General features: G+C 27.4%; 12 protein-coding genes and 2 pseudogenes. All 14 read left to right on the plus strand.

The annotated features are described in order from the left end of the window. Positions 1–189 (plus strand): annotated as a pseudogene (locus RT714_RS04860) (hypothetical protein); the annotation flags it as partial. 20 nt (positions 190–209) lie between these two features. Beyond that, on the plus strand, positions 210–1,007 hold the full coding sequence (locus RT714_RS04865; RefSeq protein ID WP_313756456.1) for a TlyA family RNA methyltransferase: 798 nt from the start codon (positions 210–212) through the stop codon (positions 1,005–1,007). A 25-nt stretch (positions 1,008–1,032) separates the two neighbouring features. Continuing rightward, on the plus strand, positions 1,033–2,724 hold the full coding sequence (gene recN / locus RT714_RS04870; protein WP_313756457.1) for a DNA repair protein RecN: 1,692 nt from the start codon (positions 1,033–1,035) through the stop codon (positions 2,722–2,724). A gap of 171 nt (positions 2,725–2,895) precedes the next feature. Then, complete coding sequence (spoIVB, locus tag RT714_RS04875; RefSeq protein ID WP_313756458.1) at positions 2,896–4,176, plus strand: SpoIVB peptidase; 1,281 nt, start codon at positions 2,896–2,898, stop codon at positions 4,174–4,176. Positions 4,177–4,282: 106 nt separating this feature from the next. Further along, entirely contained in the window at positions 4,283–5,092 is an 810-nt protein-coding gene (spo0A, locus tag RT714_RS04880) for a sporulation transcription factor Spo0A (protein WP_313756459.1), read from the plus strand. A 406-nt stretch (positions 5,093–5,498) separates the two neighbouring features. Next, positions 5,499–6,620 (plus strand): putative cytokinetic ring protein SteA, encoded by a 1,122-nt coding sequence (steA, locus tag RT714_RS04885; protein WP_313756460.1) that lies wholly within the window; start codon positions 5,499–5,501, stop codon positions 6,618–6,620. Positions 6,621–6,631: 11 nt separating this feature from the next. Continuing rightward, positions 6,632–7,501, plus strand: a complete 870-nt coding sequence (locus RT714_RS04890; protein WP_313756461.1) for a copper transporter — start codon at positions 6,632–6,634, stop codon at positions 7,499–7,501. Between the two features lie 15 nt (positions 7,502–7,516). Next, entirely contained in the window at positions 7,517–8,209 is a 693-nt protein-coding gene (locus RT714_RS04895; protein WP_313756462.1) for a glycosyltransferase family 2 protein, read from the plus strand. Between the two features lie 4 nt (positions 8,210–8,213). Continuing rightward, complete coding sequence (locus RT714_RS04900) at positions 8,214–9,029, plus strand: phospho-N-acetylmuramoyl-pentapeptide-transferase (protein ID WP_313756463.1); 816 nt, start codon at positions 8,214–8,216, stop codon at positions 9,027–9,029. 9 nt (positions 9,030–9,038) lie between these two features. Continuing rightward, positions 9,039–10,109, plus strand: a complete 1,071-nt coding sequence (locus RT714_RS04905) for a DUF3866 family protein (RefSeq protein WP_313756464.1) — start codon at positions 9,039–9,041, stop codon at positions 10,107–10,109. A gap of 15 nt (positions 10,110–10,124) precedes the next feature. Beyond that, positions 10,125–10,667 carry an NUDIX hydrolase gene (locus RT714_RS04910; RefSeq protein WP_313756465.1) on the plus strand — a complete coding sequence of 181 codons (543 nt, stop codon included), beginning with the start codon at positions 10,125–10,127 and terminating at the stop codon, positions 10,665–10,667. A gap of 64 nt (positions 10,668–10,731) precedes the next feature. Beyond that, positions 10,732–11,355, plus strand: coding sequence for a stage II sporulation protein M (gene spoIIM / locus RT714_RS04915; protein WP_313756466.1), 624 nt, complete (start codon positions 10,732–10,734; stop codon positions 11,353–11,355). 33 nt (positions 11,356–11,388) lie between these two features. Next, a complete protein-coding gene (gene xerD, locus RT714_RS04920; RefSeq protein WP_313756467.1) occupies positions 11,389–12,276 on the plus strand; it encodes a site-specific tyrosine recombinase XerD in 888 nt (295 codons plus the stop codon). 10 nt (positions 12,277–12,286) lie between these two features. Then, positions 12,287–12,616 (plus strand): annotated as a pseudogene (locus RT714_RS04925) (purine-nucleoside phosphorylase); the annotation flags it as partial.

Raw genomic sequence — 12,616 nt, forward strand, 5'->3', positions numbered from 1 at the left:
GGAACAATATTTACAATAATTATCACCTCATTAATAGCTGCATTTACTGTAGGGGGCAAGGCTTTTGGGAAATCAATAGCCTTATTTAACTATGAGAAAATTATTTATAGTATAGCTAAGATATTAAATTTTATTGAAAAAAGTTTTGGAATAGATATATTTCCCAATAAGAAAAAAAATAAAAAGTAATTAATTTGGAGAGATGATAGGTGAAAAAAAGGGCAGATATAATTCTATATGAAAAAGGATTAGTTGATTCTCGAGAAAAAGGAAAGAGAGTCATAATGGAAGGTTCGGTTTTTATTGGAAATATTAGGATTGATAAACCTGGGGAGAAATTAGATGAAAATGCTCCAATTACTATTAAAGAAAATCCTAATATATATGTTAGTCGCGGTGGACTAAAGATAGAGAAGGCTATAGATAAATTCAATCTATCTTTACAAGATAAAATAGCTATGGATATAGGTGCTTCTACTGGTGGATTTACAGATTGTATGTTGAAGAATGGGGCTTCTAAAGTCTTTGCTGTTGATGTTGGTTATGGACAATTGGACTGGAAATTAAGAACTGATTCGAGAGTAGTTGTTATGGAAAGAACTAATATTAGAAATGTAACAAATGAAGATATCGGGGAAGATATTGATTTTATTTCAATAGATGTATCTTTTATTTCTCTGCGTTTAGTTTTACCTGTAGCGAAACGACTATTAAGTGAAAAAGGGGAAATTGTAGCTTTAATAAAACCACAATTTGAAGCTGGTAAAGATAAAGTGGGAAAGAAAGGAATTATTAGAGATAGCAATATTCATTTTGATGTAATAAAAAACATGATGGATTTTTGCCGTGAAATTGATTTAGGTATTTATGGATTAACGTATTCACCTATAACTGGTGCAACGGGAAATATCGAATTTCTTATTTATTTGAAAAATAATTTTGATAGTGTAGTAAATGATGAATCAATTCTTGCAGTTATTGAAGAAGCTCATAGTACTCTTAGTTAAATTCTATTAATTTGGAGGTTTTTATATGCTAGTTGAGTTAAATATTAAAAATTTTGCAATTATTGAGGAACTAAAAATAAATTTTACTAAGGGGTTAAATATTATTACTGGAGAAACAGGTTCTGGTAAATCTATTTTAATAGAAGCCATTGGAATTATATTAGGATCTAGATCCAATAGAGAATTTATACAATCAGGACATGAAAAGGCCATACTAGAAGGAGTGTTTTATATAGAAGAGCCTTCTAGTATAATGCCTTTATTAAGAGAATATTCTATAGATATGGATAAGGATAATCTGCTGATTATTTCTAAAGAAATTTATTTAAAAGGACCTAGTTTATCTAGAATTAATGGAAGAAATGTTACTTTAAATATGTTAAAAAACATAACGACGAAGTTAGTTGATATATTTGGTCAACATGAGCATCAATCATTATTAGATTCTTCTAATCATGAGATTTTGATAGATTCCTTTGGAGATATGGAAATGGTGGAATTAAAATCAAAAATCAAAGTATATTATAATGAATGGACAGATGAAAGAAAAAAATTAAAAAAATTATCTATGGATAGTAGTGAGAGGGATAGAGAAATAGATATATTGAGATTTCAAGTTCAAGAAATAGAAGAGGCTAAACTTAATAAGGACGATGATTATAATATAGAAAATGAATATAAAAAATTAGCTAATATTAATGAAATTGTTCATTCTATTGGTCAATCACTAACCTATATAAATAATGAAAGTTTCGGTTCAGTAAGTATTTTTGATTTAATGAATAAAAGTATCTCACTTATAAATAATGCTAAAAAATTTGATGAAAAACTTATAGGTTTATATAAGCGATTTGAAGGAATTAGTTATGAATTAGAGGACATATATACAGAATTAAAAGACTATTTAGATAGTATAGATATAGATACTGAAAGATTGAATTTTTTAGGGGAAAGAATTAATCTTGTAAATAAATTGAAGAAAAAATATGGAAATACTATAGATGTAATTTTAGATTTTAGAAATAGATGTCAAGAAAGGTTGGATGAATTACTTAATTTCGAAAAAGAACTTGAAAAAACCAATAATAAAATATCAGAATTAGAAAAAAGTCTTGAAACATACTCAACAAGACTATCATCTAAAAGAAAAGAAATATCTAAAAAATTAGAAAAAAGCATTAAAGAAGAATTAACAGAATTAAATATGACAAAGGTGGATTTTAAAGTTGATTTTAATAAAAAGTCTGAATTCACTTCAGATGGACAAGATAAAATAGAGTTTCTTATATCTACAAATGTAGGTGAAGATTTAAAACCTTTATCAAAAATTGTGTCTGGTGGAGAAATGTCTAGAATAATGTTAGCTTTTAAAAGTATACTAGCCTTTTTTGATAAAATACCTACTATGATATTTGATGAAATTGATACTGGAATTTCTGGTAGAACTGCTCAAATTGTAGGTGAAAAGATATATGCTATATCAAGGGAGCATCAAGTTATTTGCATTTCACATTTACCACAAATTGCTGCTTTAGCAGACAGCCATTATGTTATAAATAAAATAGATTCAGAAGGTAGAACAAAAACCGTTATTTCTAAACTATCAGATAAGGAAAGAGTCGAAGAAATGGCAAGATTATTAGGAGGTGTTGATTTAACAGATACTACTATTAGACACGCTTCTGAAATGATTGAAATGTCTAAAAAATTAAAATAAAAAAAGTGTTTTGATTAAAATCAAAACACTTTTTTATTGGTAAAACTTAATTCCGTTGACATTTAAAAATTTTTTAATGGAGAATAATTAATCAAAAAAAAGGCTAAATTATATATGAAATTCAAAAATAGGAGGTGAGTTTGATAAAGCCAATTAGGAGAGTGATAGTGGTTGGGTAAATTAAAATTTAGCCGAAAGATTATAATTTCCATCTTAATATTATTTGTACTAAGTTTGAGTATACAAAGCAATAAAATTTTATTTTATCCTTCAAGCATAAATATTGTAAAAGGAGAAAATAAAAACCTAGATATATCATTTCCATTTTTTTTGGATATTAGTCAAGAAAAAGAAAATGTAATTGAAGCTAGTTATAATGAAACAGAGACTATTGGATTAAAAAAATCTTATAAATTAAATGGAATAGATGCTGGAGAAGCAGAAATTCAGCTTAAACTTTTAGGTTTTATTCCTATTAAAAATTATAATGTAAATGTGATTAATAGACCTGAGATAATTCCGGGTGGAAACGCTATTGGAGTTAGGTTAAATACGAAAGGTGTTCTAGTTGTGGCTGTAACGGATGTTATTGATACTAGAGGACACAGATTTAGTCCAGCTAGAGATGCAGGATTAAAAGTAGGAGATAGTATTATAGAAATAAATGGAGAAAAAGTTCAAGATGCAGAACATGTTGTTAGTATTCTTAATAATATTAAAGATACTAATGTTAAAATAGTGGTGCAAAGAAATAAAGCGGAATTTGTAACTGAATCTAAACCTATTCAAAGCATACAAGATAATTGCTATAGACTGGGTATCTGGGTAAGAGATAAAACTTCAGGCATTGGAACATTAACATATTATGATAAAGATACAAATGAATTTGGTGCTCTTGGTCATGGGATTGTTGATGTAGATACAGGAGGACTATTGTCTGTAGAAAAAGGTAAGATAATGAATGCTAAAATATCTAAAGTAGAGCAAGGTAAAAAAGGAGCTCCTGGAGAAATTAGAGGTGTATTTTATGAAACAGATAATTTAGTTGGAGACATAATTATTAATAGTCCATATGGTATATATGGAACTATAAAAGAGGATAACATAAATTTTATACAAAATAAACCTATACCAATTGGTTTTAAAGAGGAAGTAAAGGTCGGAAAAGCATATATTTTAACTACTATTGATAATAATAGCGTAGAAAAATTTGAAATTGAAATATTAAAGATACAACCACAATTAAAGGCAGAACAAAAAAGTATGGTAATAAAAGTTACAGATCCTAGACTTCTAGATAAAACAGGTGGAATAGTTCAAGGAATGAGTGGAAGTCCTATAATTCAAGATGATAAATTAGTTGGAGCTATCACTCATGTTTTTGTAAATGATCCAACCAAGGGTTATGGTATATATATTGAGTGGATGTTAGAACAAATGAATAGTAAATAAGCCTTTATGGCTTATTTTTTTTAATTTTTTTAAAAAAGAAGGAGTTTTAATATATTTGTCGAATTAATATATTTATAACAAACTTTAAAAAACAGGGGGATTAAGAATGAAAAAAATAAAAATTGTAATTGCAGATGATAATAGGGAGTTTAGTGAAATATTAACCCGCTTTATATCATCTTATGAGGAGTTTCAAATTGTAGGGGTGGCTAAAGATGGGATTGAAGCATTAGACATGATAGATAGAGAAAAACCTGATGTTTTAATTCTAGATATTATTATGCCACATCTAGATGGGTTAGAGGTATTGGAGAGATTGCATGATCGAGTAGAATATAACCTTCCTAAAGTAATAATATTATCGGCAGTAGGTCAGGATAAGATTACACAAAGAGCTATTGAACTTGGAGCCCATTATTACGTTGTTAAACCATTTGATTTTCGAATTTTTATAAAGAGATTAAAACAGATAGCTGGTATTGAAGATAATATAATTAAGATTAAGGAAAATCCGGAAATATTTATGCCAACTAAACCTGAATCTACAGAGAAAAATTTAGAGGCACAAATAACTAAAATTATTCATGAAATTGGAATTCCAGCTCATATTAAAGGATATTTATATTTAAGGGAAGCCATAGCAATGGTTGTTGAAGATATGGATTTTTTAGGTGCTATTACTAAAGAATTATATCCCAGTATAGCAACTAAATTTAATACAACACCATCTAGAGTAGAAAGAGCAATTAGACATGCAATAGAAGTAGCTTGGACTAGAGGAAAGGTAGATACTATAAATAAACTATTTGGATATACAATAAATAATGATAAAGGAAAACCTACTAACTCAGAGTTTATAGCACTTATTGCAGATAATTTAAGGTTAGAACAAGGTAAAATAGCCACAAATTCATAAAATGAAAAGGGACTATGAAGGTGTTTTCTAGTCCCTTTATTATCTCTTTAATTTTAATTAGGAGAAATTTAGTACTATTTAGATTAAAAAATATAATCATAACAAATGTTATCATAATTGATAAATTGACTCTTTTATATATATAATATATCATATATAAATCTGGATAAGAATTAGTAGATAGAAACATTTTTTCTTTTATATTTTATATCAACTTATAGAAAATGTGTTTATTCACATGTTAATAAGGTAGCTATTTTGAAACTAATTTTAAGGAAGGTTCTTATAAAAAGTAAAAGTAGAACTTTCATATTCGTTATAAGAAATAGATTATGATATAATATATTATATTTTATTTGGTCAATAATATTTATTATATAGATTTATTGAATTTATGGAGGTTATTATGTACATAAAGGGAATTATAAAGAAAGATAAAAAAACAAAGAATTTAGTTAATAGATTACAGCATAGAGATATTGCTATAATATCTCATAAAGATTTAGATGAAATAGCTGCTATTTCGTTGGCAGAAAAGAAAGTTTCATGTATAATAAATACGGAAAAGACTATAAGTGGAAAATATCCAAATAGAGGACCCTCTGTTCTGATGGAAAAGAATATACCTATTTTTGAAGTGGATAATAATGAAATATTTAACTCTTTAAAAGAAGGTGATGAAATTGAAATAATTGATGATACCATAGTATTTAATGGAGAACAAATTGGAAAATGTAATTATATCAGTAATAGTATTATTGAAGAATTGATGAAATTAGGTTATGATAATATTGAAAGCGAATTAGATGCTTTTATTGAAAATACATTGGAATATGCAAAGAAAGAAAAGAATTTAGTTACAGGGAAAATAGAAATTCCAAAGATTGATACTGTTATAAATGGACGACATGTTCTTGTTGTTGTAAGAGGTAAGGATTATAAAGCAGATTTAATAGCTATTAAAAACTATATAGATGAAGTAAAACCAGTGCTAATAGGTGTAGATGGTGGCGGCGACGCATTACTAGAATTTGGATTCATTCCTGATATAATAATTGGAGATATGGATAGTGTGTCAGATAATTGTTTATTAAAAGCCAAGGATGTTATAGTCCATGCATATACAGATGGAAGAGCTCCAGGACTAGAGAGAGTTAAAAGTCTTGAAATAGTGCCTAGATTATTTATATCTCCTGGTACCAGTGAAGATATTGCTCTTTTATTAGCTTATGAAAATGATGCTGATTTAATAGTTGCTGTTGGTACTCATACAAATATGATTGATTTCTTAGAAAAAGGAAGAAAAGGTATGTCTAGTACATTTTTAGTGAGATTAAAAGTAGGAGGTAAATTGGTTGATGCTAGAGGTGTAAATAAACTCTACGGCTCTACTTTTAAGACGAAGTATTTAGCGTTTATTTTAATAGCCGCTTTTATTCCAATTTTTATCCTGATTTTTATTAATCCTATTACTAAATCTTTTTTAACATTATTTAAAATCAGACTTAGATTATTGCTAGGTCTTTAGGGAGGTTTATTATGTTACCTAATATGAAATTTTACATAGTTTCTATTGTTTCTATTTTTGTAGCTTTAGGTATAGGAATATTTATTGGTTTTACTATTGATACTCAAGAATTTGTTATTGATCAAAAGGATATAATAAATAAGATAATGGAATCTCAATTTGAAATATTGATAAATGAAAATAAGGAACTTAAAGCTGATGTTAATGTATTAGAATTAGAGAGTAAATACAAGGATGAATATATATCCCTTAGTCATGAATCTATTATAAAGGATAAATTAGCAGGATTAAACATAGGTATAATTGCAACGAATGAAGATTATATTACATCTGGAATAGGCAGAGATTTAGAGTTAGCTGGTGCTAAGGTAATGAATGTTACTACTTTAAATAATAATATAGAGGATAAGGTGAAATTAAACGATTTATATAAGGAAGTGGATATTAATATAGCTAAAAATCCTACTGAAGATATTGTTTCTATAATAACTAAATCTATAATAACTGGTGCAAAAAATCCAATATTTCAAAATCTTGAAAAAGAAGGATTTATTGAAATTATTGGTAATTATGAAGAACCTATTGATTATTTAATTATTTGTGGCGGAAGTTTTGAAGATAAATCTAAGAGAATTAATCAAGTGGATAGAGTTATTGTTAATGTAGCTAAGAAGCATAATCTTCCAATATTAGGTGTTGAAAAGTCTAATGTCAACTATTCATATATGACTGGATATAAAGATTTAGATATTTCTACTGTAGACAATGTTGATATGATAATAGGCAAAGTTGCAATGATATTAGCTATGGAAGGTATGGGAGGTCATTATGGTATCAAGGATACTTCTAATGGTGTAATTCCATATATCCATAAAGAATGATTTAGGAGAGATAGTATGCAAAAAAGAGGAAAACTTATATGTGTAGTTCCTGTTTATAACGAAGCAGATTTAATTATTGATACTGTAGAAAATTTAAAAAAGATAAAGGCTATTGATGAGATTGTCATAGTAAATGATGGTTCAAAGGATAATACTTTGGAAGTAGCTAATACATTAAATGTATCTGTCATTGACTTAGGAAATAATTATGGTAAAGGTTATGCAATGAAGAGGGCAATAGATACTTTAGAATATGATTATATTGCCTTCGTTGATGGGGATTTAGGAAAAAGTAGTATACAAGTTGAAAAACTTATTTTGCCAATAATTAATGGAGAAGCTGATGTATCCATAGCTAAATTCCCAAAAAGAAGTACTATGACCCACACTAAGGGAGGAATTGGAGCAGTAAAGACTTTAGCTAAAAAAGGAGTTTATTTTTTTACTAAGAAAGAAATAGATACTTCTTTATCTGGACAGAGAGTATATAAAAAAGAAGTTATAGATAAAATAGATTATATACCTGATAGATATGGTATAGAAGTCGCCATGACTATTCAGACAATTAATAATGGATTTTCAATAATTGAAGTACCTGTTACTATGAATCATAGATATAGTCAAAGGAATTTAGAAGGATTCATTCACAGGGGAAAACAGTTTAAGGATATTTTAAAAACATTTATAATAATGTATTTTAGAAGGTGAACTTATGTATTACTATGGAATAACTAGTTTTATATTATCTTTGATTTTATCTTATATTGCTTTACCAATGTTTATTGATATGCTATTTAAATCTAATGTTGTGTGCGAAAACTTTAAATCCAATTTAATACCTACTTCAATGGGAATAGTATTTGTTTTTGTTCAGGTAATTACTTTAGGAATATTAAAAATATTATTTGATTTCAATGATAATCTTAGTTTAATATACCTTTTAGGATTTGTTTTTATAGGCTTATTAGGTTTACTTGATGATTTAACTGGAGAAAAGAAAATAAAAGGATTAAAAGGTCATATAAAAGCTTTTTTTAGGGGGGTACTCACAACAGGAGCTATTAAAGCTTTTTTAGGTTTTTTTATTTCCATAGTTGTTAGCTCATATATCTCTAATTCTTTGAAGGATTTTATTATTAATTCTTTTCTAATTGGATTATTTACTAATTTTGTAAATCTTTTTGATTTAAGACCTGGCAGAGCCGTTAAAATATTTATGATTATTTCTTTAATTTTTATATTTAGCAATTTCTTAGGAAATAGTAATTATATTTTACTTTCTTTTTTTGGTATACTTATTCCATACATAATATTGGATTTAAAAGCCAGGGTTATGATGGGTGATGTAGGTTCTAATACTCTAGGGTTTACATTAGGATTATATGCTGCAACAAGTTTTAATTTGACTATCAAGAGCATAATTTTAATTTTACTCATAGTTGTCCATATTCTTGCTGAAAAAGTTTCTTTTTCTAAGATAATTGATAATAATAAAATTTTAAAGTTTTTAGATAATATTGGAAGGTAGTGAAATAATTTGATTGGTTATAAGAATGGAACTGTAAGTTCTATAATTAGTGATGGCGAGCATTTAGCTATAGTTAATGTTAATGTTGAAGGTAAAATGTATAAAGCTGCAAATTACAAGGACTTTACAGGTGATATTAAATTAGATGATGAGGTTGTATTAAATACTACTGCTGTTGATTTGTCATTAGGTACTGGTGGATATCATTTTGTTATGTATAACTACAGGAATAAATCTATGGAACTTAAAGGCTCTGGACATATAATGAAGCTACGCTATACTCCTTATCAGATGAAATGTTTAGCAGCAGAGGAGGAAGATAGCCCTTATCATAATTTGTTTAATGAGTTTAAATCATTAGAGAATCATATTTTTATTGTAGCAACTTTACATAGTATGCTTGCTCCCATTAGTGCTATGATTAAGTATATAAATAAAGATATAAAAATTAATTATATTATGACTGATGGGGGAGCTTTACCTTTATATTTTAGTAATACAGTTGCTGAACTGAAGAATAAGAAAATCTTAGATAATACTATTACTATAGGTCATGCATTTGGTGGGGACTTAGAATGTATTAATATATATACAGGATTAATTGCAGCTAAGGAAATACTTAAAGGAGATGTGACTATAATATCTATGGGACCAGGTATTGTAGGTAGTGGTACAAAATATGGATTTACAGGTATAGAACAAGGATATATAGTTGATGCTATAAATAATCTTGAAGGAATGGCTATTTCAGTACCAAGAATTAGCTTTAAAGATAAAAGGAATAGACATTATGGAATTAGTCACCATACTATTACTACATTATCCCAGATAACAAATACTAAGTCTAATTTGATTTTACCGTATTTAGAAAAAGAGAAAGAAGATTATATTATAGCTCAAATTGAAAATTCTAAAATTAAAGAAAAACATAATATTATATTTGAATATGGTGAAGAAATAATTATGGCAATGGAGAAATTTGAATTAAAAACAACTTCTATGGGGAGAAGTATAAAAGATGATAGGGATTATTTTATTAGTCTAGGTGCTGCAGGAAACTATGTAGCAAATTTATTTTAAGAAAGGAGGGTTGATATGATATTTGAAGAAAAAACAATGAAATCTGATAAATTATACGAAGGAAAATTGCTTAACTTAAGAGTAGAGACAGTTGAAATACCAGATAAGAAATATTCTAAAAGAGAAATAGTTGAACATCCTGGAGGAGTTGCTATAATCCCTATAACAAATGACAATTGTATTATATTAGTTAAACAATATAGAAAAGCCGTGGAAAGATTTTTATTAGAAATTCCAGCAGGGAAACTGGAAATAAATGAGGAGCCTAGAGAAACTGCAATAAGAGAATTAAAAGAAGAAACGGGATTTGAAGCTAAAAAGTTAGAATATTTGCTTGAGTTCTACACTTCGCCAGGGTTTTCTAATGAAAAGATATATTTATTTTTGGCTGCTGATTTAATAGAGGGAGAATCTAATCCAGACGTAGGAGAATTTATTGATATAGAAAAGCATAGTATTGATGATCTTGTTAAGATGGTAGAAAGAGGAGAAATAGTTGATAGTAAAACTATTATAGGTATTAATTTTGCAAAAAAATATATAGATAAAAAACAATAAGTGATAATGTCCTCCTTTTGAGCATAATATTTATATAAGGCTTGTATACAAAGGGGGAAGCAAATTGGTATCTACAAAAATGAGAAAATTAAGCAAGAGACATTTTCAGGATAGTTTTATTGTATATTTTATATTAATTATTTTCTTTATAGCGGGAATAATTATTGGTGCAATATTTGTAAATAAATTGGATATTAGAGAAAATTTTAGATTTGCTAATCGATTCAGTTGGATTTTTCAATATATTGAAGGAGAAAGATATAGAGCTATTGATATATTTAAGTTAAGTTTAATATCGAATATGAAAATAGTATCTATTATTTGGATTTTGGGATTTATTGGCTTTGGATTATTAGTTATACCATTAATTTTTTGTTTAAAGGGTTTAACTATAGGGTTTACAGTTGGATTTTTAGTTAAGAAGTTTGGAATGAAAGGTTTTACATTTGCTCTATTGGGACTTTTACCTAATTATTTAATAGTTATACCAAGCTTTTTAGCTATAGGGGCAATTGGGTTATCTTATTCAGCTTATGGTATAAAGGGCAAAGGAAGTAGAGCATATCATAGGGATATAGTTGATTATTCAATTTTAACCCTATTGTTTTTTTTCATTGTTATATTTGGATGTTTTATAGAAGGATTTTTTACTTCATATTTTTTAAATTTGATTATATTTAATTTATAGGATTTAAAATAGCTATTACAAAGGAGAAGTATGATGTCGGATAGGATTATGGTGGATTATTTAGAATATATTAAAAATGAAAAGAAATTAAGAAATAATACTTTAGAAGCTTATATTAGGGATATTCTACAGTTTAAAGAATATTTATTAGAACATGATATTGAAGAATATAAGGAAACAAATAAAACTATTATTATTACATATTTAATGAATTTGCAAAAAAAGGGAAAAGCAACTTCTACTATTTCTAGAAATTTAGCATCAATTAGATGTTTTTTTCAGTTCCTATTAAATAATAATATGGTCAGTGAGGATCCAACACTAAATTTAAAATCTCCAAAATTAGAAAAAAAGATACCATCTGTTTTAACAACAGAGGAAGTCAATCTTTTACTATCACAACCAAAATCCGATAATTTTAAAGGTTCAAGAGATAAGGCTATGTTGGAACTATTATATGCTGCAGGTCTTAGAGTGTCAGAAATAATATCTCTTAATATTGATGATTTGGATTTGGACTTAGGGTTACTTAATGTTAAGGAAAATGATAATAATCAAAGAGTTATACCTATTGGAAGATTAGCATTAGATGCCTTAACTCATTATATTTCTACATATAGACTAAATGAAATGGTAGGTGATGAACCTCTCTTTATAAATTATAGCGGTAGTAGATTAACTAGGCAGGGGTTTTGGAAAATAATAAAACAATATACAAAGGAATCCAATATAGATAAAACAATAACACCTCATACCCTTAGACATTCATTTGCAGTTCATTTATTAGAGAATGGAGCAGATATAAAAATGGTTCAAGAAATGCTTGGACATTCAGATGTATCTACTACACATATTTATTCATTTGCATCAAATGATAAGGAATTAAGAGATGTATATAAAAAATCACATCCAAGAGCATAGGAGGAGAAAAATGGATTATATAAAAAAAGTTAAAGAAGCTGTTGATTTTATAGTATCAAAAACTGATTATTTACCCACAATAGGACTAGTTTTAGGATCTGGATTAGGTAGTTTAGCAGATAAAATTCAAAAGCCTATAATTATTAAATATGATGAGATACCAGGTTTTCCAAAATCAACAGTAGAAGGACATGCTGGACAGTTAGTTATAGGAGAGTTATCAGGTAAAATTGTAGTTGCGATGCAAGGAAGATTTCATTTTTATGAAGGTTATCATCTAAAAGATGTTACATTTCCAATTAGAGTAATGATACAGCTTGGAATAGGAAGTCTTATAGTC

The organism is Tissierella sp., from assembly GCF_032104385.1.
GTDB lineage: Bacteria > Bacillota > Clostridia > Tissierellales > Tissierellaceae > Tissierella.